A 23,475-nucleotide genomic window follows, 5' to 3' on the forward strand; every position below is an offset into this window, starting at 1 on the left:
CCTATCAGCTAGGATGAGTATAAATTCCTTACACTAAACCAATAAGGTGACTTTAAATCAGCACCTTATTGGCGAGTAACGTAAACCACCGTTAGTTTTACTCGATAGAAAGTACCTACATTAATTCTGTAATGTATTACGGTGCTCACCTGTCAAAAAGTTAATTCAGCTAATCAAAATTTCAGATAATAACACTGCGAACAAGTGAGGAATATTTGAATTGAGCTTTTAACTTATATTTTCATGGTCAAGGTATTTTGGATCTTCAACTTGAATATGATTCACTAACCAGTCATTTAAAAAGTAGAGTAACTCCAAAGAAATAGTTCCTATCCTTAATGATTGCTGCTTTATTTTATCAAGCTCATCGATAAAAAATTGATGTTCACTTTTATGCTTTTCAATACTACCCTGAGATAGCGTAGTAAAATATTGCTCTTCTTCATCGAAGTGATATTTGGTGTAGTCTTGAAGCTCATCAAATAGAGGCATAATAACGTCTATATCACTATCGTCTTCAGAAGCGACATAAATTTTATTCATTATGTCAAAGAGCTGCTTGTGTTGGGTATCTATTGTATTAATACCAATAGAATAACTATCTTGCCATATTACCTGTGTCATGCTGCTTCCAATAATGTCTTTGAGCACATTATAAACACTAAGATAAAGACTTAAATTGAAATTCCACTGCGCTTTGATTTAAGTCAATGTTTTAGGAGGATTTTAAAAGTGTTGATTTAAATCAGCGTTAATTTTACGTTCTTATGTATACTGAAATACTTAATTAATTATGAGATATTCACAGTCATTATGAAAACATTTATTTGGAATAGTAATTACGAAACAGGTGTCACTAAAGTCGATGATCAACACCAATGTCTCGTTGAAATAATTAATGAATATAGTCACTTGCTAGCAAACAATACAACAACAGAAAATGATATCGAATTAACACTGAATAAGCTCATTGATTACACCAAGTTTCATTTTAAGGATGAGGAACAGTTGATGTACAGTGTTGGTTTAGATACTCGCCACATCACTCATCACGAAAAATTACACCGTGATATCCTTGATGAAATATCTACTTTATTATCAGATAAAGTGACTGATAAGTTATCCATAGCACGCTACATTTTAGATCTCATAATACACTGGCTCGTGTATCATATTCTGGGAACAGATATGAATATGGCGAAACAAATGAAAGCAATACAAGAAGGACTCTCTGCTCAGGATGCTTATGACTTTGAAGAGAAAATTAAAGACAAGTCGACAGAGCCATTACTTGAAGCCCTTAATGCATTATTTATTCAAATATCTGAAAGAAATAGAGACTTAATTGAGCTTAATAAAACCCTTGAAGCAAAAGTTATTTCACGCACACAGCAATTAAGTGCACGTAATAAAGAGTTAGCTATCTTATCGTTAACAGACCCATTAACTAATATGGCAAACCGTCGTCACGCCATGCAGCAGTTATCGTTATTATGGGAAGAATCAGTAACAAATAATTTACCACTTACCTGCTTGATGATTGATGTTGATTATTTTAAGCAAATTAACGATACCCACGGTCATGACGTAGGAGATAGGGTGTTAATTGAGTTAGCCAGAGTCTTTCAACATGCGATAAGAACGGATGATATTGCTTGTCGTTTAGGTGGTGATGAATTTTTTATAATTTGTCCTGCTACTGAGCTAAAAGGTGGCTTACTTATCGCCGACATAATTAATGAGCAAGTACAATCACTCACTATTGATATAACAGACCATCACCTTTCACTGAGTACCAGCATAGGTGTTGCGACAAAAATAACACAAATGACAAGTATTGAGGATTTGATAAAAGCCGCTGATGATGGAGTTTATTCTGCTAAATCAAATGGACGAGGTTGCGCTAAAAGTATTCAATAACCAACATTGTCATATCATCTAACTAAATAGTTACTAGTTACTCATATTGGAAGTCAGTTAAATATTGAGGAAGTAACTCAGGTGCTAATGGTTTTGAAAAGTAATAACCTTGGATATAATCACAGCCTAATGAGACAAGAATATCAACTTCTTGTTTTAATTCGACTCCCTCAGCAACAACAGATATACCAAGCGCTTTAGCCATTGAAATAATAGCTGACACCAGCACTTTATCACCTTCTACTTTTGTCATTTCAGAAATAAAACCTCTATCTATTTTTAGTGTATCGATTGGGAATCTACGTAAGTAGTTTAATGACGAATAGCCGGTACCAAAATCATCTAATGCTATTTTACAGCCCGCGAGTTGCAGTTTATTGAGTAAAGTTATGCATCCGTCATTTTCAGGAGCAAGAACACTTTCAGTTAACTCAAAACATATGCTTTCAGGGTTAAGGTCATATTTTTTTATAGTATCAAGCCATGAATTATCATTCACACCAGAAGTGAACTCATAGATAGAACGGTTTACATTAAAAACGATCTCATTAAAGCCCATTTTTTTGAGATGGCATAATTCGATACAGGCTAGGTTTAAAACCAAATCCCCTATTTTTGATATCAGGCCAAATTTTTCTGCTGTCGGAATAAAGTCTATAGGGGAAACCCACGTGCCATTATTGTTCCATCGAATAAGGACTTCGAATTTAGTAACCGATTTATACTTCAGAGATACGATAGGTTGGTAAACCACACAAAAGTCATTATTTTCAATAGCAGACTCTAACGATAGTTTTAATTGCTCTTCTTTATTTGCTTTATCAGATAGCAGTTGACTATAAAATTCATAAGAATTTCGTCCATTGTCTTTAGCAGCAAACATAGCTTGCTCTGCTTTTTCAAATAACCGATGTACATCCTGTGTATCTTGTCTAAAACAAGCAACACCGATACTCAACGTTATTTTTATATTAATACCTTCTATGACAAAAGGCTTTAAGAATGCGTGCGTTACTTTATCGATAAAATAAACTATCGAATCCTGGTTAGTTATATGATTAATAAATAATGCAAAATTATCGCCACTAGTGCGAGCGACGATGTCACTTGATCTAATCAGTGATTGTAACCTGCTAGATACTTGCATAAGTACTTCATCGCCAAATGCATGACTATAGAGACTGTTAAATTTATTAAAAAAGTCGATGTCAATAACAAGTAAAGCAGCAGGAGTCGTACACTCGAGTTGATTAGAGTATTGTATTACTGAACGTTCTATAAAGGTGAATAACGTTTTTTTATTAGCTGTTTTGGTTAATTCATCATATGAATCTTGAAATTTTATTTTTTCTTTAGCTATATATTGCTCTGTGATATCAGAAAAAAAAGCGGTGTAATGTGTCAGTTCATTCGACTCATCTACAATAGCAGTAATAGAAAGCCATTCTAAATATTCACTGCCATTTTTACGTTTATTCCAAATTTCGCCTTGCCAGTGGCCATTTTTTCCGATGTCTGCCCACATGGTCTGATAAAAGGCTTTCGTTTGCTTTCCAGAATTTAAAATTTTGGGTGTTTGGCCTTGTAAATCAACCAGTGTGTAACCTGTCATACGAGTAAATGATGGGTTGATATAAGTGATATATTTGTTTTTATCACAAACCATGATCGCTTCGTGAGTGTTATCAATAATCTTATTAGAAAATTCTATTTTCTTTAAGTAGTTACTTTTATGTAATTCTTTCTCTATCAAGCCAGAAAAAAGGAGAAAGAAAGTTTCCACTTCCAAAACATTACTTATATTCTCTTCAAATAAAGCGACCAAAATAGCACTCACTTCCCCTTTACTCGTTTTTAAAGGGATACCTACATAGCCATCAATATTCATATCCACGAGTAATTGATCGTCCGGGTACAAATGTTGAATATTACAGCAATGAGTACAAATAGAATTATTAGAGACTACAGAGCAAGGTGAGGATTTTAGCGAGTAAGTGAAGTTGTCTACTTTTTGTCCTCTATTAGCCACAGCAATAGAGGTTGCATTTGTTTTGGAGTCATCAATACTCGCTATAAAAACAAAATCTGCTTCAATTGCACGACTTAGTGACACACAAATTTCATCAAAAAAATTATCGTTATTGATGTTAGATATGCTTTCTACGATACTTGTTATTCGATGAACATTCATAAATATCTTTCACTCAGATAAGTTTTTTATAAGAGAACTATATTAAGGATATTTTATTTAGAAAGCCCTTTCCCACCGATGGCTCATTCCTTTGATATACAATATAACAAGCTAGTTCGGTTATTAATATGACGGGTGTCAACAAAGCATCATTTAAATATACGGTGAAATGACCATATCGGTTCAGATACATGATTTACTGATGAGTAGGGGGTTATCTAAGTAATTTGGAAGTAGCAATATAACTTGTCTTTTTTGTGACAGAGTTATATGACAGAGTTTTACCGAAGTTCAGAACGAAAAAACCCCTGATAAATCAGGGGTTTTAGAATATGGCGGTGAGCGAGAGATTCGAACTCTCGAAAGGGATAAACCTTTACACGCTTTCCAGGCGTGCGCCTTCAGCCACTCGGCCAGCTCACCAAATTTTGTATGATATTTAAAATGTTATCTTCATCGTTGCTTCCAATTAAGTACTCCGTTGATGAACACGCTATACGTGTAAAATCATCTTACCAGCCATTAAGCTAGGTACCTTATCGTCAACAGGCGCTATGGTAGAAAAAAAGCCCTGTTGGTGCAAGGCTATTTTAATTTTATCGTTAAAAAATGGTTTAAGTGCTGTTTATTTATTCATAAATATTAAAAATGAATAGATTACAGAACAAAACTAGGCATTACCTTTTACTTTTAACTTATTTTCAGCGGCAAAGTTAAGCATTCTGTTTAAAGGGATTAATGCCTGTGCAGCTAAACTTTCATCAACATTGATTTCTTTACCAATAGGGCTCACTAACGCATCATGAATCGATTTAAGACCATTCATTGCCATCCAAGGACAACTAGCACAACTTCTACAAGTTGCGCCGTTACCGCCTGTAGGAGCTGCTAAAAAGGTCTTTTCAGGGTTAGCTTGTTCCATCTTATAAAAGATACCTTTATCCGTTGCGACGATAAAGTGGGTATTAGGCATTTCTTGGCTTGCTTTAATCAGCTGGCTGGTTGAACCTACAGCATCAGCCATTTCAACAACATTAGCAGGTGACTCTGGGTGAACAAGTACCGCTGCATCAGGGTATTGCAGTTTGAGATCACGAAGTGCACTTGCTTTGAATTCATCATGAACGATACAAGCGCCCTGCCACATCAACATCTTGGCACCTGTTTCTTTTTCGATGTATGATCCCAAGTGACGATCAGGTCCCCATAGAATAGGCTTACCTTCACTCTCAAGCATATCAACTATTTCTAGCGCAATACTCGATGTTACCACCCAATCAGCTCTAGCTTTAACTGCTGCTGAGGTATTTGCATAAACAACAACAGTATGATCGGGATTCTCATCACAAAAAGCAGAAAACTCATCAATAGGACAACCTAAATCTAATGAACACGTCGCTTCAAGTTCAGGCATCAAAACACTTTTTTCTGGTGTTAAAATTTTGGCCGTTTCGCCCATAAACTTCACACCAGCAACAATTAAAGTCTCTGCCGAGTGCTGCTTGCCAAAACGAGCCATCTCTAGAGAATCAGCGACACAACCACCTGTTTCTTCAGCAAGCGCTTGAATCTCAGGGTCAGTATAATAATGCGCAACCAATACGGCATTCTTTTCAATTAAGAGCAGTTTAATTTTCTCTATGTATTGTGCCTTTTCATCATTGGCTAAAGGTTTTGGTTTGGCTGGAAATTGAAAATCAAAATCTACCGCAGTATTACTTATACTCATGGATTCTCTCTAATTCAGGACACGTAAAAACGCGGTAATTATAAGGGAAAGTAATACTAATGTGTAGTGGAGAATGGTCAGCTTAAACGGTTAAACGCTTTGGTTTTGAGTTATGTGAATCTTAAAGGGTATTTAGAATAGTTATTGAATTAAAAGTGGATAGCTGTGCAGGGTTTGAGGCTTGGCTTTAATTCTAAGAAGTTATATCACTGTAGAAATATATGATGAGGCTTATCATTATTTTTTAAATTAGGAGTGGTCGGCCGTGAAGGATTTGAACCTTTGAATAAATTGGACTTAAACGGTTAAAAGCCTTGGCTTTAATTCTAAGAAGTTATGTCTCTGTAGAAATATATGATGAGGCTTATCGTTATTTTTTAAATTAGGAGTGGTCGGCCGTGAAGGATTTGAACCTTCGACAAATTGGTTAAAAGCCAACTGCTCTACCAACTGAGCTAACGGCCGTTCCTAACTGTGAATAACCGATAAATATTCTTTTATTGGTCACTGATGAAGGATTTCAACCTTCAAATAAATTTAGCTTAAGCTGTTAAAAGCCTTGGCTTAAATCATATCAATATAATTGAGATGATTCATATTTACTGGTATTAACATTGTATTCTTTACATTAGGAGTGGTCGGCCGTGAAGGATTTGAACCTTCGACAAATTGGTTAAAAGCCAACTGCTCTACCAACTGAGCTAACGGCCGTTCCTAACTATGAGTAAATGATAAATATTCTTGAATTGGTCGGCCGTGAAGGATTTGAACCTTCGACAAATTGGTTAAAAGCCAACTGCTCTACCAACTGAGCTAACGGCCGATTCAAGATTTATCTTTTCAATTTACTTGCTCCACTATCTATTACGATAAGAAGACTTTTTATTCAAACTTAAAGTTATTACTCTAAGTTAGAAGGTGGTCGGCCGTGAAGGATTTGAACCTTCGACAAATTGGTTAAAAGCCAACTGCTCTACCAACTGAGCTAACGGCCGAATCTAATTTTAAGTAAATGATATCTATTCTTGAATTGGTCGGCCGTGAAGGATTTGAACCTTCGACAAATTGGTTAAAAGCCAACTGCTCTACCAACTGAGCTAACGGCCGATTCAAGATTAATCTTTTTCAATTTACTTGCTCCATTATCTTTAACGATAAACCGATTATGATAAGGAGACTTTTTATTAAAACTAAAATATCACTTCAATAAGTTAATATTTTAAGTTAGAAAATGGTCGGCCGTGAAGGATTTGAACCTTCGACAAATTGGTTAAAAGCCAACTGCTCTACCAACTGAGCTAACGGCCGACATGCATTGAGTCACTGCCTCAATGCGGGGCATATAATACTCATAATTTATTTAAGTGCAACAATAAACTTCGTTTTTCTGAATATAATTTACTGTTCGAGCAAATTGTCAGCAATGCGCTAGTTTTATCATCAACAAAAAGCAATTTAATGCCGTTAGCCTATAAATTCTTTACTTAGTTAAACTGGCTAAGCGTGGCTTGCCAAGTTTTGCCGCTGTTGATTCTGGGTACTCTTTTAATAACTGTTGATAGGTCGCAATCGCTTTTTTAGCATTATTTTGCTTTTGAGCAACCATAGCAAGTTTTAACAATGCATCAGGACGCTTAGTAGAGTCTTTATGCTTGTTAACAACAATTAGGAACTCCTTGTCCGCTTGTGCAAGTTCGCCTTGATTAAAGAGTAACTGACCTAACCAGTAATGGGCATTAGGTGCATAGCTTGAATTTGGAAAACTTTTATTAAATGCTCTAAATTCAACGATAGCTTGCTGGTAACGTTTATCTTTTAAAACGAGATTAAGTGCACGATCATAAGTTTCATTTTCAGTTAAGTTATCACTGTAACTAGTCGCATTAACTGCGGTACTAATTGTCGCAACTGGACTCGTAGTAACTGAGGCTGTTTTACTGGTTGATTCAAGTACTTCATTCACCCGTCTATCAATTTCTTTATAAAGCTCTCGTTGACGCTCTAATACTTGACTTAATTTGTGGGTATGTAATTCAGTCACGCCACGAAGTTCATTCACTTCGTTTTGTAAAAAATCCAACTGACGTTGTATATTCACTTGTGCCTTATTACGAGAGTCTAACTTACGTGACAAGGTTGTTAATTGCTCTGTTAACGCAGAAGAGTCGATAGAATTGGCGTTAACATCAATGACTGGCGCTTTAGCTACAGCCAGCGCACTAACGGCGCTAGCTGTAAACATCATGCCAAATAAAACTTTATTCAGTTTCATTCAGTTACCTGCTTATGTGAGGCTTATCAAATTTTAGTAAACTAAAACGGCACGACGGTTTTTAGAGAAAGCATTTTCGCTACGATCTTTAACCATTGGCTTTTCTTCACCGTAGCTAACTACAGTAAGTTGGCTAGCAGCAACACCCATGTTTTCTAAATAAGTAACTACTGATTTAGCACGACGTTCGCCTAATGCAATATTATATTCAGGTGTACCACGTTCATCGGCATGACCTTCAATTAATACTTTTACATCTGAGTTAGCATTTAAGAATTTAGCATGTGCATCTAAAATAGCTGAATACTGGTCGTTTACGTTTGAAACATCAAAATCAAAATAAACGATGTGTTCTGAGCGTAACTGCGCTAATTCTTGACGTTTTTGTTCTTCAATTTCAGCAGCACGTTTTGCCGCTGTAACTTGTACGGCTTCTTGTGCTTTTTGAGCATCTTCCGCATTTTGAGTTACTTGGGCATTTGTATCGACTTGGCTTTGCTCATCGATGTCAGAGTTTGAGCTACAAGCAGATAGAATGGTAAGAGGTAAAGCAATTGCTAAGCTTTTTACTATGTTATTAAAGCGCATTTTATTTTCCTTTGTTCTAAAATTATAAGTTAAAATTCAATTAATTATTTTGTCTATCTTATTATTATAAAAATGGTGACCAAGCAGGTGCTTTCACTTGACCATCAAGTGCAGGCAATCTAGCTTTAAAGCGACCATCTACCGACACTAAACCCAATACTTGTCGATTATTATGTAAGGTACTGTATATGATCATACCACCGTTTGGTGACACACTTGGCGATTCATCTAAACGAGTTTCGGTTAACACCTGAAATAAACCAGATGATAATTCTTGCTTCGCTAAACGATATTTACCACGCGTTCTGTTGACCATAATCAATTGTTTACCATCAGGTGTTACTGAACCTCCTAGGTTCACTTCGCCATCAAAAGTTAAACGTCTTACTTTCCCCCCGGCTAAATCTACGCGATATAGCTGCGGTTTTCCACCCCGTTCTGAACTAAATATCAATGAATTACCATCCGGAGTCCAACTCGGCTCAGTATCTATGGCTCGATTACGTGTTATGCGACGTAATTTCATGGTAACTAAATCCATAACATATAAATCTGGGTTGCCATCTTTTGACAATACCATTGCCATACTATTTCCATCAGGAGAAAAGCGAGGTGCGCTGTTTATACCATTAAATGAGCTAATTGATTTTCTCACTCCGGTATAAATATCAATGCTGTGGATTTGTGCTTGACGGTTTTCAAATGAGACATACGCTAATTGATCACCATTAGGATGCCAAGATGGTGACATTAACGGTTCTTTAGAACTTAACAATACATGTTCATTAAAACCATCATAATCAGCAAAAGCGAGTTGGTATGGGTACTTTCCTTGATCGCGGACAATAACATAGGCAATTTTGCTTAAAAAAGCGCCTTTACTTCCGGTAAGTTTTTCATAAATAACATTACTGATGCTATGCGCATAACGACGTGCTTGATTCAGTTGAATGTTAGCGCTACTTTGCGCCAATATATGATCTTTAGTATTAACTAGCTCACCATTACTGAGCATTGAGGTCTCACCGCCAGTGATTTGCCCGCGTATCACATCAACTAACTGATAGCTGACTCGGTAACGCCCTGGCGCAATTTCACTAATTTCACCTACAACGACAGCTTCTGCACCTAGATTTGCCCAGGCACTGTAATCAATGCTTTTTGCATCGGAAATAGTTTGAGGAAACTTATCCAGTGCAATAGGGCTAAACTTGCCACTACGTAATAAATCATCACTGATAACTTTTGATAATAATTCTGGTCGTTCACCGGTACCAGTCCAATGAAAAGGGATTATAGCTATTGGTCTTGCACTATCTACACCCCCAGTAATAACAATTTCTAATGCTGCCATTGCCTTAACAGAAGTTAATACAATCAGGGCACCAAATACAATGTTTGATAATAATTTCATATTCTTAATACTTTTCCTTTAAATAGCTTGATGTACTGCTATTAAATTAACTGGTTTAATATTTTAATAAAACCATGTAGCAAACACGGTCCTATAATATCTATTAAAATATACTGATAAATAATATCAGTTAAAATTTGGGCTCTACCGTAACCGCAATTTCTCGCATTTCTTTAAATACTTCAGGGTCTTTAGATACCGGTAATGTACCTGCTTTACCAATGGCTATATTAGCGGCGTCACACACCACTTTGTCGCCTTGCCCTACTTTAACATCAATAACAAAACCAGAAGGCGCCAGCGTGAGAGTTAAACGACAAGATTTATCTGCCATGGTGCTGCGATCTGTAATCATACGTTGGTTAATGCTTTGTTGAATCAATGCGGAATAACGTTGAACTTCTGTCATGACTTGTTGGTGTCTCGCTTTATTGCGGGTCGCCATTTCATCAGCCATTTGCTCCGCTAACATAGCATCTTGAATAGCCTGTTCTTTTGCAGCAATTTCTTGACGTTTTCGTTCTGCAATTTTTTCAAGACGTAAGTTCTCGGCTTTTTTTGCATCCGCTTCTTCTTTTAAACGTTTACTTCTGGCAGCAGCAGCGGCTTTTTCAGCGACTTGTTTCTCCTGCTCTTTTTGTTTACGTACTTTTTCTGCTTTAGCTGCTTTAGCTTTTGATGATTTAGCCGCTTTATCCGCCTTAATTTTTTCTTGCTCTTTTTGCTTACGTTGTTTCTCTAGTTTTTTAATGCGAGCTTGTTCTTTTACGCGGCGTTTTTTAGCATCTGCCGCACGTTTTTCAATAGCTTTAAGTCGCTTTTTCTCGGCATCGCGTTCTTGATTTTTTTGTCTCTTAATCTTGTTTACCGCTTGCTCAAACTTAGCTTTATCAACAACAACAGCCTTAATAGGTTCCGATGATTGGCTTGTTGGCGTAGGTAATGGTTTAGGCTCTGAAGAAAAATCGCCTGACAATAAACCTATCAGTAAAATAAGATGCAATGCGATACTTAACCACACAGCTTTAAAATAAGGTGACTTCATGCTAAAACGAGAAATTAACTGCTGGATCACGCTATTTCCCCACCGAATCTGTCATTAAACCAACTGAAGGAACACCTGCAACGTTCTGTAACATCACCATCAGTTGTATAACTGCATCATATGATACGGCGCCATCGCCATTAACAACAACAGGTGTACCTGGCTCAATAGCTAGGTGCGCTTTAACTAATATCGCAACTTCTTCAGCAGACATTGGCTCTTTATCATTGGCCCCTACGGTTAAATAGTAACGCCCTTGTGCATCTACACTGGCAACCAAGGGTGTTTTACTGTCTTCATCTAGAGGCTCTGCATCTGCTTGCGGTAAATCAACCTTAACCCCTTGGGTTATTAAAGGCGCGGTGACCATAAAAATAATGAGCAATACCAACATCACATCAATATACGGAACCACATTTATTTCAGCCACTTTGCGGCGTCTAACTCTTTGGTACATAGTAATACCCTATTTAGTAGATTGCTCGGCGGCTGATTGACGTTGTAAAATACTCGAAAATTCATCCATGAAGTTACCGTAGCTATTTTCTAACTTCTCAACTTTATGACTAAAGCGGTTAAAGGCAATTACCGCAGGAATTGCTGCAAATAACCCCATTGCGGTAGCAATTAATGCTTCAGCAATACCTGGCGCAACCATAGCAAGCGTGGCTTGTTTTACCGCACCTAAAGCTATAAATGAATTCATGATGCCCCAAACTGTACCAAACAAGCCAATGTAAGGACTAATAGAGCCTACTGTTGCCATAAATGGTAAATGCGTTTCTAGACCATCGACTTCACGTGATAAAGCAACACGCATAGCTCTGTGTGTACCATCAACAATTATTTGAGGGTTATCAATATGACTTTTTCGCAGACGGGCAAACTCTTTAAAGCCAGCTATAAATAAACTTTCAATGCCTTGTATTTGTGACTTTGCACAGGTTTCGCTATAAAGTTTACTTAAATCAGCCCCACTCCAGAATTTATCTTCGAATGCTTTCAATTCTGCCGCGGCGGTACGCAAAATTTTTCTACGTTGAAATATCATCGCCCAGCAGACAATAGAAAAAGTAAGCAAAACAAGCATTACAAATTGCACTAATATGCTTGCTTCTAAAAACAAATGGAAAATAGATATTTCAGCTGACACGTTTAAACGCTCCTAGTATTAATTCGGGAATAGCACAGGGTTTATTTTGACTAAAATCAACGCATGCTATACGTATTTTAGCGGTACACAATACTTGTTTTTCTTGATTGGTTATTTGTTGTTGAAACACTAAACTTGCACGCTTCAGGGTTATGATAGTTGAATTCACTTCAAGTAAATCGTCAAGTTTTGCCGAGGCAACATTGTCCATTTCAACCTTTCTGACCACAAAACCTAACTTTTGTTGCAAAAATACTTCTTGGTTTATACCTATTTCTCTCAGCCACTCTGTTCGCGCGCGTTCAAAAAACTTCAAATAGTTCGCATAATAGACAATTCCACCTGCATCGGTATCTTCGTAATAGACACGAATAGCGAAATGATGGGCTGATTCAACGTTTGATTCGGATGTTATTTCAGACATTACTACTAGAATTATTTTTATTGTGCTTTGTGGCTCTATAGTAATAGATAAAGCAATAGGCAAACAAGGGACTGAGATAAAAACTTACACTTTTTAGCATAAAAAGCCCTTAAACAGCTTTTCTTATAGCGTAAAAACAAAAAAGCGCCATAAGGCGCTTTTTAAAGTTACATCATCTCACATAAAAAAGTATTCACTCTTTTATGCGCAATGCTATAAACCTATCACATCAATTAAGTATGACGTGGTGCTTTTTCAGTACGACGAGCTGGACGCTGTTGTTGGCTAACAACTGCTTCATCTGACGTAGTGATTGAAAGAGGTTGACGACGAACGCGCACTCCTTTCAACTGGTTAAACAAGTCAGTTGGGATACCTTTAGGTAACTGAACAAAACTATGTTTATCATGTAAGTTAATAGCACCGATATAGCTACTATCAAGCGAGATTTCATTAGCAATAGCGCCAACAATATCACCTGGGCGTGCGCCATGTTCTTTACCCACTTCTAAGCGGTAAGTTTGCCAATCAACATCTGTACGATTAACTTTAGCTTTACGTGGCTTATCGTCACGATTGCTACGGTTCTCACCACCACGTGAATCACGACCAGCGCTACGGCTATCGTTACCACGGCTATTACGATCATTACCACGGCTATTACGATCGTTACCACGGTCATTGCGGTCGTTGCGATCAGTACGTTCACGAGCATCACGACGAGGTTTAGGATCTTCTTTTGGTTGAAGTGGTTGCTTCATTTGCTTTTGGTAAAGTAAGGCAGCAGCAAGGTCAATCATAGAAACTTCAGATTCAGCAGCCATACCTTCAACAATTTCACGCATGCTTGAGATATCTTTATCTGCAACAATCTTTGCAACTTCAACACGTGTACGCTCAATACGTATTTTACCAATATCTTGGATATTTGGTAAATCGTAGTTAAGAACAGTACCATTCGTTAAACGCTCATAATGACGAATTGAGTACATTTCACGTGGACGTACAAACGCAATTGACATACCTTCACGACCAGCGCGACCAGTACGACCAATACGGTGAACATATGCTTCGTTATCACCAGGTAAGTCATAGTTAATTACCAAAGAGATACGAGGAATATCTAAACCACGAGCAACAACGTCTGTAGCAACTAGGATAGATGATTTACCAGATTTCATTTGGTCAATACAACGTTCACGTTGTGCTTGGTTCAAATCACCATTTAGTGCTAATGCAGGGTAACCGGCACGCTCTAATTTTTCTGCAATATCAACAGTATCGTTACGAGTACGAACAAAAATAATCATTGCATCGTATTCGACTACTTCAGCAATACGCTCTAACGCAGTCATTTTAGTGATGCCACTAACTTTCCATGCGTACTGAGTAATGTTAGCTTTTGCTTTTTTAACAGCGGCAACTTTAATGTGCTCAGGTTCTTTTAAGAAACGGTTAGCAATTTTACGAATCGCTGGTGGCATTGTTGCTGAGAACAAACACATTTGTGCAGTTTTTGGAATGTGATCCAAAATCCACTGGATGTCTTCTAAAAAGCCCATGTTTAACATTTCATCTGCTTCATCAAGCACACAAACACGTAATTCATCTAACTTAAGGCTTTTACGACGTAAATGGTCCATTAAACGACCAGGAGTACCAACAACAACTTGTGCGCCACGCTCTAGTTGTTGAAATTGTGGTCCATAAGATTGGCCACCGTACAATGTAGCAACACGTAAACCTTTCATGTCTTTACCGAAAGATTCGATTGCTTCAGCAACTTGCATTGCTAATTCACGAGTCGGTGCTAAAACCATTAATTGTGGTTTTTTAATTGAAGTATCGATTTTTGCTAATGCAGGTAAACCAAAGGCAGCAGTTTTACCTGTACCTGTTTGTGCTTCACCTAACACATCTTTACCAGCAAGTAATGGCGGTATAGTTAATGCTTGAATATCGGTAGCAGAGGTAAAGCCAATAGAAAGAACGGCAGATAATAAGTTTTCAGGTAAGCCTAAAGAGGCAAAAGCTACTGCTTCAGCTTCAGTTACAGTTACAGTTTCAGTTTTTTGATCAGTCATAAATAATTTTCATCTTCTCAAGGCAGGCGCATTACTTGAGCATAATTACTTGGGCGTAATTATAAAAATCAATCACAAAGCTGCCGCCAAATTAACGATGTTAATTAGCTGCACTTAATAGCATTTGATTTAAATTGCTAAGTCTTAACCTGCGTAAAATATATACGAGGAAACCACCAGGAAGACTTAAGGCGCATAGCGTTCTATTGACGCTATATTTCTTGCTAATTCTAGGGGCGAATTAGCTGGGAAGTCTATTGGGCGGTAAAACCCCACTCATCTCAATATACTTATACATCCATTAAACTATTGCTAGTTAGTATAAGTAAGTCGCTTATTGGACTAACTTTGGCTGAAATTCATTCAACCTGTTATCGAGGCGCGCATTATACAGAGATATTATGATTTGACAAGAACTTTATTAAATAACGTCTTGATAAAGGTTGGAGTACTTCAATTGATGGGAGTTGAATAAGAATTTTCTCAATGCTTCTTTCCCCTCCTGTAAATCCTTAAATTTAGCCGCAACAATATTTTTATCACGTCTAACTATGTCTAGCTCAAGCTTGAGGGGCTCCTCACCTGCTAAACTCATTTCAAATGAATACTGCTTTAGATCAATATAATTATTACCTGAGTTAGGTACTTTTAACGTTAACCCTGTCGCCGAAAGTGACAATATTTCAATTTTTTGATCATGAAAAATATCGACGACGGCTACATTTTTAGGCGTTTTTATTCGCCAACTACGCTCGTGCCCTCTTACGTCAATGACTTCAGGAGTGCCTAATTTGGGTGAGAAATCACCTTGTTCATTTATGGATAGAGAGACAGGGAACCATAATTGATAATGGCTAATTTCTGCTAATAGCGTTAATTGACTCCCCACTAAAACTTGTCTTAAATTTTGAGGGACGCCTGCTTTCACACCAATCTTATGATGTGAGTCACTGGTCATGTAATCTGTTGATTTTTCAGCAAAGATATTGTTGAAAAATTCCAATTCTTCCGACGAAAATTCCACTTGAATACCATGCTACTTGTTGTTTTGTTTTATTATTATAAACAAAAGCACTAACAAGAGCAATTTTCGAACCATTACAGGTTGATTTTCAACCAAAGCAAAGGTTGTAATATTACTCTTCAGAGCCATTAAGTATATCGGAAAAATTCTCTAGCTTATCAAGCGCCAAGCCATGAATAGATTTACGTGGATAACGTCCGGTCTTACTTATATTGCCAGCATCAACATTCATCAATAACTCCAGTGCTTGATCAATTGTTTCAACTGCATGTATTGCAAACTCTCCCCGAGCTACAGCATTAATCACTTCATCATTAAGCATTAAATTAATAACGTTAGTTTTCGGAATAATAACACCTTGTGTCCCTGTTAAACCTTTATCTTGGCATAACTGAAAGAACCCTTCTATTTTCTCATTAACACCGCCAATGGATTGCACTTCACCATGTTGATTAATTGAACCGGTTATCGCAAGACTTTGATCTATGGGTAATAAAGTAATAGCAGAGATAAGTGCACAGAGCTCAGCCATCGAAGCACTGTCACCATCTATATGTCCATAAGATTGTTCTATAGCAATGTTGGCAGAAATGCTTACAGGGAATGTTTGTCCATACTTATGGCCCAAATACCCAGTTAAAAGTAAAACACCTTTGGAGTGAATCGACTTACCTAAGTCAACCTCACGTTCAATATCTGTAACGCCTTCACTACCGGCATAAACGGTTGCAGTTATACGTGCAGGAGTACCAAAAACACTGTCTCCTATCTCAAGTACAGTTAAGCCATTCACTTTACCGATAAAGCCACCTTCGGTATGAATCAATACTTGTTGCTCTTTAATCTCACTGAGCCATGTTTCGCTTAACCGACCGATACGTCGTTTTTTAGCAGCTTGTGCTAACGCAATATGTTGAGCTTTTAAAGGACCTTCGCTACCCTGTTTTTGCCAACAGTAATTGGCTTCATCGAGTAAATCATTCACCTGTACAATATTTGCTGACACTTTATATTTATGTTCGCCTCGTCTGAGGGCATAACGAACAAGTTCTAAAACTGCATCATCACTAACTTCAGGATAATTATGTTTATCAGCACGTTGTCTGATTAGTTGTCCAAACGCAATTAAATTACTATCCGTTTTATCAAGATGACGGTCAAAATCGGCTAATACTCTAAACAGCTCGGTAAATTCTTGGTCATAATCTTGTAAGGTATAGTAAATTTCGGCATCACCAAGCAGTACGACCTTAACTTGTAAGGGAATTTTTTCTGGCTGTAAGCTATAACCGCTAGGCTGGCTATATTCAGAATAAGGATTTTCAATGGTAATTTGCTGGGTTTTTAACGCTAACTTCAGGCGTGACCACACCATAGGTTGGCTTAATACTTTCTCGGCATCTAATAATAAGTAACCACCATTAGCCTTATGTAAAGCACCCGGTCTAATTAAACGATAACTGGTATAGCTGCTACCTTGAAAGCTAGCAAAATCGACATGGCCAAATAAGTTTTGATAAGTAGGATTTTGCTCATAAACTACAGGTGCCCCTTTCGTGTTATCGCGTGGTACCAGTAGGTTTGGTAAAAATCGTTCAACCATTAATTTACGTAACTCTTTATCTGTCGGGGTATCATCAGATTCGGTTACTAAAATTTCTAAAACTGCATCGACTACATGGCTTTTCACTTTACCTAAATAGTTTAATACACCTTCATTATTACTAAATTCTTTCTCTAATTCAGTTATATAAGGTTTGATGGCATTCTCAGCGGTGTCATTTTTAAGTTGTCGTAACTGATCAAAAGATAGACGCTTCCATAATGGTAACTCTAACAATTGCTCGGACAGTACGTTTTCTAATTCATTTAACGATTTATAAAAATTTGCTCTATCGGTTTCATTAAGATTAGAAAATTCTTTATCACTCAGTGGCTTACCTTCAACTATAGGTGAAAAACCTACTTCGCCATTTTCTTCATATAAGACCACGTTTTCTTTTAGAGCAAGCTCTTCAACCACTGAAATGGCTTGATCGTACTTTCGATTAAACTCCCGATCAATGGCTGACTTTTGTCTTTGGTAGCCTGGGTTATCAAAAACCTCTGGGAATAAACTGAGTAAGCCATCAATAAATTTATTCATGCTTATTAATAATTTTTTGCCACCGGCAGGTTTGACTGACAACGTTAACGGAATATGACTTTCGTCAAAATTATTGGTATAACACCACTCATCTGGTGCAGTTTTCACACTAGCAAGCGAAGTTAACATTTGTTTAATTAATGTTTGCCTTCCTGTGCCATGCTCACCCATAGCAAAAACATTAAAGCCAATAGCAGACATAGATAAGCCAAACTCCAATGCCTCTTTTGCTCTTTCATGACCAACAAATCCCTGTGCGTCAAATTCATTACCTTTATTGACTGGTTTTATACCATTGGAAAATAGTGAAGCTGATAAAGAAGAAGTAAGGTCATCAACACCCAGACGGGTTTGATCGGCAAGGTAAGTAGGCATTTTAGTCATGTAAATCCTTAAAAGAGCGTTATTGAGTCACGCTCCTAATGATGAAAGTATCGAACTGGGTATATCGAAATTAACGTATCGATATATGCGTATCGAATTTTGGCGCTAGTGTACTTGCTAACATTTCTGCTAACAAGTAATTGTAAAGTTAAGGGTTGAGCGGGAGACGAACAAAATCTGATGAACCACAATGAACACAGTCACTAATTTCACTAAAATGAATAATCGTTATTTTTTCATCGCATTGTTCACATTGCAATTCACCAAAACCAATAAAGTCGCCACTTTTGTATACACCATCATGATCAAAGTCATCAACAAGCTCCGCCCATTCTACTTGCGATTTATCGGTTAATTGAGCAAGGTTGTCCCATAATGTTTCATTTAATAAACCTAAATAGACTGAGTTTTTTGCTTGTGATCGGTTTAATTGATAAAAGTCATGCAAATCATACTTTAAATTATCGGTAAACTGTTGCAGTTTTTCCTCTGACATTGTTTCAGCAGCCCCCGCATATAACTTAGCTTGCTTGATAAACTCGTCAATATGTGGCTTTTGCTCAACTTTTACTTCAACCAACCAGTCATTGAGCTTTTGATAAATATCGGCGAAGTAATCATTTTGTTGTGACATTAGTATTCTCCCTTGAGGGTATTACTTTAACTATAGGTTCAAGTATAGGAAAAGTTATAGTTTACGCTTAATTATGCTTGTTGTTACCCAGTTATATAAGGTATTCTACAGCGATAATCTAACATCGATTTGACCGCTGTTTATGCAACTTTATATCGCATAACAAGCAATTCGGTAACATCTTAAAAGCATTAGAGAAAGTCTTAATGGAAGCCATTTATAATCCCCAAGCTATTGAAGCAACAGTACAAAAATTTTGGACTGATAACAACACTTTTCAAGCTATTGAAAACCCAGACAAAGAAAAATTTTACTGCTTAGCGATGTTCCCTTACCCGAGTGGTCGATTGCACATGGGTCATGTACGTAACTACAGCTTAGGTGATGTTATTTCTCGTTACCAACGTATGCAAGGCAAAAATGTCATGCAACCAATGGGTTGGGATGCTTTTGGTTTACCTGCTGAAAACGCTGCTATTAAAAACAAAACAGCGCCAGGAAAATGGACCTACGAAAATATTGACTACATGCGTAATCAATTACAATCACTAGGTTTTGGTTATGACTGGGGTCGTGAGTTAGCTACGTGTAAACCTGATTACTATCGCTGGGAACAGTGGTTCTTTACCCAGCTTTTTGAAAAAGGCCTAGTGTATAAGAAAAATGCTACGGTAAACTGGGATCCAGTAGATCAAACAGTTTTAGCTAATGAACAAGTTATTGACGGCAGAGGCTGGCGTTCTGGTGCACTTGTTGAGCGCAAGCAAATTCCACAATGGTTTATTAAAATTACTGCTTACGCCGAAGAGTTACTTGATGATTTAGATAAATTAACCGAGTGGCCTGAGCAAGTAAAAACCATGCAGCGTAACTGGATTGGTCGCTCTCAAGGTGTTGAAATGACTTTCGCGGTTGCCAACTCGACTGAAAGCTTTGATATTTACACCACTCGACCAGATACCTTAATGGGTGTTACTTATGTCGCACTTGCTGCTCAGCATCCATTAGCAGTAAATGCCGCCAAAGATAATGCAGAGCTAGCTGCTTTTATTGATGAGTGCAAAAATAGTAAAACCACTGAAGCTGACATGGCTGCAATGGAAAAGAAAGGTGTTGATACCGGCCTTAAAGCTATTCATCCACTTACCGGCAAGTTAGTCCCTGTTTGGGCTGCTAACTTTGTGTTAATGGATTATGGCTCAGGTGCTGTAATGTCTGTACCAGGGCATGATCAGCGCGATTATGAATTTGCGACTAAATATGGTTTAGCTATTGAGCAAGTCATTTCTGGGCAAGACTCTGATGATATTAACAAAGCAGCTATTACAGAAAAATCTACTTTAATCAATTCTGGTGAATTTGATGGCTTAGATTTCGAGCAAGCTTTTAAAGCCATCAGCGATAAGTTAATTAGCGAAAACAAAGGTAAAACTACTACTAATTACCGTTTACGTGATTGGGGGGTTTCTCGCCAACGTTATTGGGGTACGCCAATTCCAATGATTAACCTAGCTAATGGTGAATCAGTACCTGTACCTGAAAATGAATTACCCGTAGTATTGCCAGAAAATGTGGTAATGAATGGCACCACTTCACCGATTAAAGATGATCCAGAATGGGCAAAAACCCTTTATAACGGCGAAGAAGCACTACGTGAAACAGATACTTTTGATACCTTCATGGAATCTTCTTGGTATTACGCACGTTATTGTTCTCCAAATGACGATACTCAAATGATTGATCCTGCCAAAGCAAACTACTGGTTACCAGTAGATCAATATATTGGTGGTATCGAGCATGCAATCTTACATTTATTATATTCTCGCTTCTTCCATAAATTATTGCGTGATGTCGGTTTAGTTAAGTGTGACGAACCTTTTAAAAAGCTTTTATGTCAGGGCATGGTTTTAGCAGAGACATACTACCGTGAAGCTGACAACGGCGCACAAGAGTGGTTTGCACCAACGGATGTCACAGTTGAGCGTGATGACAAAGGTCAGATCACTTCATCAATAAGTAAAATTGACGGCCAACCTGTTTTATCTGCAGGTATGAGCAAAATGTCTAAATCAAAAAACAACGGCATTGATCCACAAGAAGTTATCGAGAAATACGGTGCTGATACGGTTCGCTTATTTATCATGTTCACTTCACCACCAGAACAAACCTTAGAATGGTCTGATGCCGGTGTTGAGGGTGCACATCGTTTTGTTAAACGTGTTTATAAATTAGCACATGAATTTGTTGAAAGTACTAGTAATACCGCAGTGGTCGATATTACAAAGTTAACATTGAACGCTGATCATAAAAAATTACGTCGTGAGTTACATAAAACCATTGCTAAAGTGACCGACGATATAGGTCGTCGTAATACTTTCAATACTGCTATAGCTGCCGTCATGGAGTTAATGAATCACCTAGGTAAAGCTAAACTAAGCAGTGATGAAGATAAAGCGGTAATGCAAGAAGCTGTTCGCGCTGTCATATTAATGCTAACGCCAATTACCCCGCATCTATGTCACCATTTATGGCACTTAGTTAGCGGTAGTGATGTGAATGTTGAAGATGCTAGCTGGCCGGTAGTAGACGAGAGTGCTTTAGTTGAAGATGAAAAACTTATCATTGTACAAGTCAATGGTAAATTACGCGCAAAAATCACTGTTGCTGCTGACGCGAGTAAAGAAGATGTTGAAGCACTTGGCTTAAATGATGAAAGCGTATTGAAATTTACTGATGGTAATACCATACGCAAAGTTATTTATATTCCAGGTAAATTACTTAATATTGTCGCCAACTAACAGGTTATAGATGAATGTATAAATTAAGCCTTACCATTAAAAGCTTAACCTTTAGAAATTTAGCTATTGCACTGTTAACCACAAGCTTATTAACAGCTTGTGGTTTTCAACTACGTGGTGATTATTTACTCGATGATGAATTACAAACGCTTTATGTTAGCTCAAGTGATGTTCACGGTGAATTAACACGGTTAGTTAAGCTCAATTTGACTCGTAACCAAGTTAACGTATTAAAATACTCGAAAGCTGACATTCCTGAATTACGTATTCTTTCTGATAAGTTAGATAGACGAACGTTATCATTATTCTCTAATGGACAAGTTGCAGAGTATGAGCTGATATATTCGGTTCATTATCAAGTACGCTTTACCGGTGAAGATGCAAAAGACTTTCGCTTTGAGCTTTATCGCGATTATCAAGACGATCCTAACCTCGCCTTGGCAAAAAGCCGAGAGTTATCTTTATTGCTAAGTGAGATGAGAACGTCGGCCGCAGATAAAATATTACGTGATTTGGCAAGAATTCAACGCTAGTTATAGCGAGAATTTTTTAATATCAAACTCACTGTAAAGCTTATATTTTACAACAAATAAAAGGCCTTCATGAAAATTTATCACAACCAGCTAGATAGTACACTTCGACAGGGGTTTAAACCTGTTTGGTTGGTTTTTGGTGATGAACCATGGCAAAAAGATAACAGCTTAGCTGTTATAAAAAATCATGCAAAAAGCCAAGGTTTTAGTGAGATTATTCGTTTTAGTAGTGATACTAGCTTTGATTGGCAGCAGTTGCTTGATGAGTATCAATCGTTAAGCCTTTTTGCCAGCCAACGTATCATTGAAGTAGAATTAACAACGGTAAAAGTTGGTGATGCCGGAAACAAGGCCTTATTAGCTTTAGCTGAGCGATTAACACAAGATGCCAATAGTGGTCATGCACCACAAGATGTTATTTTTATATTCCACGGCGCAAAGCTTGATGCTGCTAGTGCAAATAGAAAGTGGTTTAAAAGTCTGAGCCAAATAGGCTGCTATTTACCCTTGTATGATATTGAACTGAAGGTCATGCCTCAATGGTTGAATAATCAAGCAAGACAATTACAACTTAATATCTCTCCCGAATTAAACGCATTACTTATTGAACTGTTTGAAGGTAATTTACTTGCCCTCGCCCAAGAGCTAGATAAACTTGTTTTACTCTTTGGTTCACAAGCTATTAGCATTGAACAAGCTGAGCAGCTGATCATTAAACAGGCGAAGTTTAACCCTTTTCAGGTTATCGATGCTTTATTGCGAGGTGATTGTGCTAAATGTATCACTATGCTTGATCAACTGCAGCAAGAAGGCATGGCGCCAGCTCAATTAATTTGGGTGTTTCATAAAGAAATAAACCAGTTATACACCATGTTAAATCAATTAGCTCAAGGTGAAAGTATTGCTAATATTTACAAACAATACCGTATTTGGGATAAACGTAAACCCTTGTACCAACATGCATTAACTCACATCAAACTTGATAACGTAAAGCGTGCCATGATGCGTATTGCTGATATAGACTTATTAAGTAAAACCAGCAGCGAGTTTAATATTTTTATTTTATTAGCTGATTTGTGCATCACCTTGTATCACGGTGAAAAAACTGCGGCCTTTAGTCTAAATTATGGCTAATA

The 23,475-nt window shown here is 37.4% G+C and carries 18 protein-coding genes and 7 tRNA genes; 4 read left to right on the top strand and 21 right to left on the bottom strand.

Annotated elements, in window-relative coordinates:
• Positions 1 to 228: 228 nt before the first annotated feature.
• On the bottom strand, positions 229 to 624 hold the full coding sequence (locus ESZ36_RS02475) for a bacteriohemerythrin (protein ID WP_146783046.1): 396 nt from the start codon (positions 622 to 624) through the stop codon (positions 229 to 231).
• A 189-nt stretch (positions 625 to 813) separates the two neighbouring features.
• On the opposite strand from ESZ36_RS02475, the gene ESZ36_RS02480 reads away from it, so the two are divergent.
• On the top strand, positions 814 to 1,920 hold the full coding sequence (locus ESZ36_RS02480; RefSeq protein ID WP_146783049.1) for a GGDEF domain-containing protein: 1,107 nt from the start codon (positions 814 to 816) through the stop codon (positions 1,918 to 1,920).
• Positions 1,921 to 1,957: 37 nt separating this feature from the next.
• Here the strand turns inward: ESZ36_RS02480 and ESZ36_RS02485 are convergent, their stop codons facing one another.
• From ESZ36_RS02485 to ESZ36_RS02580, 20 genes are all read right to left on the bottom strand, one after another.
• Entirely contained in the window at positions 1,958 to 4,111 is a 2,154-nt protein-coding gene (locus tag ESZ36_RS02485) for a sensor domain-containing protein (RefSeq protein WP_146783052.1), read from the bottom strand.
• 333 nt (positions 4,112 to 4,444) lie between these two features.
• Positions 4,445 to 4,534, bottom strand: a tRNA-Ser gene (locus ESZ36_RS02490).
• A 247-nt stretch (positions 4,535 to 4,781) separates the two neighbouring features.
• The gene (nadA, locus tag ESZ36_RS02495; protein WP_146783055.1) at positions 4,782 to 5,840 is read right to left on the bottom strand and encodes a quinolinate synthase NadA; all 1,059 of its coding nucleotides are present in this window, start codon (positions 5,838 to 5,840) and stop codon (positions 4,782 to 4,784) included.
• Between the two features lie 389 nt (positions 5,841 to 6,229).
• Positions 6,230 to 6,305 (bottom strand) — tRNA-Lys (locus ESZ36_RS02500).
• A gap of 170 nt (positions 6,306 to 6,475) precedes the next feature.
• Positions 6,476 to 6,551 (bottom strand) — tRNA-Lys (locus tag ESZ36_RS02505).
• Positions 6,552 to 6,587: 36 nt separating this feature from the next.
• A tRNA-Lys gene (locus ESZ36_RS02510) sits at positions 6,588 to 6,663 on the bottom strand.
• A gap of 96 nt (positions 6,664 to 6,759) precedes the next feature.
• Positions 6,760 to 6,835 (bottom strand) — tRNA-Lys (locus ESZ36_RS02515).
• Between the two features lie 36 nt (positions 6,836 to 6,871).
• Positions 6,872 to 6,947 (bottom strand) — tRNA-Lys (locus tag ESZ36_RS02520).
• Between the two features lie 125 nt (positions 6,948 to 7,072).
• Positions 7,073 to 7,148, bottom strand: a tRNA-Lys gene (locus ESZ36_RS02525).
• Positions 7,149 to 7,320: 172 nt separating this feature from the next.
• On the bottom strand, positions 7,321 to 8,112 hold the full coding sequence (gene ybgF / locus ESZ36_RS02530) for a tol-pal system protein YbgF (protein ID WP_146783058.1): 792 nt from the start codon (positions 8,110 to 8,112) through the stop codon (positions 7,321 to 7,323).
• 33 nt (positions 8,113 to 8,145) lie between these two features.
• Positions 8,146 to 8,700 (bottom strand): peptidoglycan-associated lipoprotein Pal, encoded by a 555-nt coding sequence (gene pal / locus ESZ36_RS02535; protein WP_146783061.1) that lies wholly within the window; start codon positions 8,698 to 8,700, stop codon positions 8,146 to 8,148.
• Between the two features lie 64 nt (positions 8,701 to 8,764).
• Positions 8,765 to 10,123 carry a Tol-Pal system beta propeller repeat protein TolB gene (gene tolB, locus ESZ36_RS02540; protein ID WP_246128968.1) on the bottom strand — a complete coding sequence of 453 codons (1,359 nt, stop codon included), beginning with the start codon at positions 10,121 to 10,123 and terminating at the stop codon, positions 8,765 to 8,767.
• Positions 10,124 to 10,244: 121 nt separating this feature from the next.
• Positions 10,245 to 11,189 (bottom strand): cell envelope integrity protein TolA, encoded by a 945-nt coding sequence (gene tolA, locus ESZ36_RS02545; RefSeq protein WP_246128959.1) that lies wholly within the window; start codon positions 11,187 to 11,189, stop codon positions 10,245 to 10,247.
• Between the two features lies 1 nt (position 11,190).
• Positions 11,191 to 11,616: a protein TolR gene (gene tolR / locus ESZ36_RS02550; protein WP_146783066.1), complete on the bottom strand. Its 426-nt coding sequence runs from the start codon at positions 11,614 to 11,616 to the stop codon at positions 11,191 to 11,193.
• A gap of 9 nt (positions 11,617 to 11,625) precedes the next feature.
• Positions 11,626 to 12,312: a protein TolQ gene (gene tolQ / locus ESZ36_RS02555; RefSeq protein ID WP_146783069.1), complete on the bottom strand. Its 687-nt coding sequence runs from the start codon at positions 12,310 to 12,312 to the stop codon at positions 11,626 to 11,628.
• Complete coding sequence (ybgC, locus tag ESZ36_RS02560) at positions 12,302 to 12,736, bottom strand: tol-pal system-associated acyl-CoA thioesterase (protein WP_146783072.1); 435 nt, start codon at positions 12,734 to 12,736, stop codon at positions 12,302 to 12,304. Before ybgC ends, tolQ begins: the two co-directional genes overlap by 11 nt.
• Before the next feature lie 233 nt (positions 12,737 to 12,969).
• A complete protein-coding gene (locus ESZ36_RS02565) occupies positions 12,970 to 14,820 on the bottom strand; it encodes a DEAD/DEAH box helicase (RefSeq protein WP_146783075.1) in 1,851 nt (616 codons plus the stop codon).
• A gap of 421 nt (positions 14,821 to 15,241) precedes the next feature.
• Positions 15,242 to 15,844 (bottom strand): hypothetical protein, encoded by a 603-nt coding sequence (locus tag ESZ36_RS02570; protein ID WP_146783078.1) that lies wholly within the window; start codon positions 15,842 to 15,844, stop codon positions 15,242 to 15,244.
• Between the two features lie 112 nt (positions 15,845 to 15,956).
• A complete protein-coding gene (locus ESZ36_RS02575) occupies positions 15,957 to 18,374 on the bottom strand; it encodes a Lon protease family protein (RefSeq protein ID WP_246128960.1) in 2,418 nt (805 codons plus the stop codon).
• A 148-nt stretch (positions 18,375 to 18,522) separates the two neighbouring features.
• Entirely contained in the window at positions 18,523 to 19,008 is a 486-nt protein-coding gene (locus ESZ36_RS02580; RefSeq protein ID WP_146783081.1) for a zinc ribbon-containing protein, read from the bottom strand.
• Between the two features lie 206 nt (positions 19,009 to 19,214).
• Here ESZ36_RS02580 and leuS point away from each other — a divergent pair, with 206 nt between their 5' ends.
• The 3 genes from leuS to holA all read left to right on the top strand — a co-directional run bounded on the left by leuS (position 19,215) and on the right by holA (position 23,473).
• Positions 19,215 to 21,806, top strand: a complete 2,592-nt coding sequence (gene leuS, locus ESZ36_RS02585; protein ID WP_146783084.1) for a leucine--tRNA ligase — start codon at positions 19,215 to 19,217, stop codon at positions 21,804 to 21,806.
• Between the two features lie 14 nt (positions 21,807 to 21,820).
• Positions 21,821 to 22,339, top strand: a complete 519-nt coding sequence (locus tag ESZ36_RS02590; RefSeq protein WP_146783087.1) for an LPS-assembly lipoprotein LptE — start codon at positions 21,821 to 21,823, stop codon at positions 22,337 to 22,339.
• A 69-nt stretch (positions 22,340 to 22,408) separates the two neighbouring features.
• Positions 22,409 to 23,473, top strand: a complete 1,065-nt coding sequence (gene holA, locus ESZ36_RS02595; protein WP_146783090.1) for a DNA polymerase III subunit delta — start codon at positions 22,409 to 22,411, stop codon at positions 23,471 to 23,473.
• Positions 23,474 to 23,475 lie beyond the last annotated feature (2 nt).

Source organism: Colwellia demingiae (genome assembly GCF_007954275.1).
Lineage (GTDB): Bacteria > Pseudomonadota > Gammaproteobacteria > Enterobacterales > Alteromonadaceae > Colwellia > Colwellia demingiae.

Coding starts and splice junctions, on each gene's coding strand:
- ESZ36_RS02475 (WP_146783046.1), bottom strand. CDS start 624: ATGACACAGGTAATATGGCAAGATAGTTATTCTATTGGTATTAATACA.
- ESZ36_RS02480 (WP_146783049.1), top strand. CDS start 814: ATGAAAACATTTATTTGGAATAGTAATTACGAAACAGGTGTCACTAAA.
- ESZ36_RS02485 (WP_146783052.1), bottom strand. CDS start 4,111: ATGAATGTTCATCGAATAACAAGTATCGTAGAAAGCATATCTAACATC.
- nadA (WP_146783055.1), bottom strand. CDS start 5,840: ATGAGTATAAGTAATACTGCGGTAGATTTTGATTTTCAATTTCCAGCC.
- ybgF (WP_146783058.1), bottom strand. CDS start 8,112: ATGAAACTGAATAAAGTTTTATTTGGCATGATGTTTACAGCTAGCGCC.
- pal (WP_146783061.1), bottom strand. CDS start 8,700: ATGCGCTTTAATAACATAGTAAAAAGCTTAGCAATTGCTTTACCTCTT.
- tolR (WP_146783066.1), bottom strand. CDS start 11,616: ATGTACCAAAGAGTTAGACGCCGCAAAGTGGCTGAAATAAATGTGGTT.
- ybgC (WP_146783072.1), bottom strand. CDS start 12,736: ATGTCTGAAATAACATCCGAATCAAACGTTGAATCAGCCCATCATTTC.
- ESZ36_RS02565 (WP_146783075.1), bottom strand. CDS start 14,820: ATGACTGATCAAAAAACTGAAACTGTAACTGTAACTGAAGCTGAAGCA.
- ESZ36_RS02575 (WP_246128960.1), bottom strand. CDS start 18,374: ATGACTAAAATGCCTACTTACCTTGCCGATCAAACCCGTCTGGGTGTT.
- ESZ36_RS02580 (WP_146783081.1), bottom strand. CDS start 19,008: ATGTCACAACAAAATGATTACTTCGCCGATATTTATCAAAAGCTCAAT.
- leuS (WP_146783084.1), top strand. CDS start 19,215: ATGGAAGCCATTTATAATCCCCAAGCTATTGAAGCAACAGTACAAAAA.
- ESZ36_RS02590 (WP_146783087.1), top strand. CDS start 21,821: ATGTATAAATTAAGCCTTACCATTAAAAGCTTAACCTTTAGAAATTTA.
- holA (WP_146783090.1), top strand. CDS start 22,409: ATGAAAATTTATCACAACCAGCTAGATAGTACACTTCGACAGGGGTTT.